The sequence below is a fragment of the Xanthobacter autotrophicus genome, from assembly GCF_029991245.1.
Lineage (GTDB): Bacteria > Pseudomonadota > Alphaproteobacteria > Rhizobiales > Xanthobacteraceae > Xanthobacter > Xanthobacter autotrophicus_C.
The window spans coordinates 1-420 of sequence record NZ_JAIVFO010000401.1 but is presented as its reverse complement, the minus strand read 5'-3'; the positions used below and the strand labels follow the sequence as shown (position 1 = coordinate 420).

The window sequence follows — 420 nt, the reverse complement described above, 5'->3', positions numbered from 1 at the left end:
CCCCGTCGACGGTGATCGACCCCTTGGGCACGACGTAGCGGGCCAGCTCGGCCGGCATGGAGACCTCGACGACCTCCCAGTGCTCGCTGGCCCGGCGGCGTACGACGGTGCCGACGCCGTCCACGTGCCCCTGGACGAGGTGGCCGCCCAGGCGCTGGTCGGGGGTCATCGCCCGCTCCAGGTTGACGCGGTCGCCGGGCGCGACGCCCTGCAGCGAGGTCATGTCGAGCGTCTCCTGCATGACGTCGGCGGTCCAGGTGTCGCCGTCGATGGAGACCACCGTGAGGCAGCAGCCGTTGACGGCGATGGAGTCGCCGAGCCGGGTGCCGTCGAGGGCGGTGGTCGCGCGGACGCTCAGCCGTACGGCGTCGCCCTGGTCCTCGATCGCGGCGACGGTGCCGAGCTCCTCGACGATCCCGG

1 protein-coding gene is annotated in these 420 nt (G+C 73.3%); it reads right to left on the bottom strand.

Going from position 1 to position 420, the window contains the following annotated elements; genetic code table 11:
* The coding region (locus K9U41_RS23410) for a riboflavin synthase (RefSeq protein ID WP_282643224.1) at positions 1–420 on the bottom strand (420 nt) is incomplete at both ends.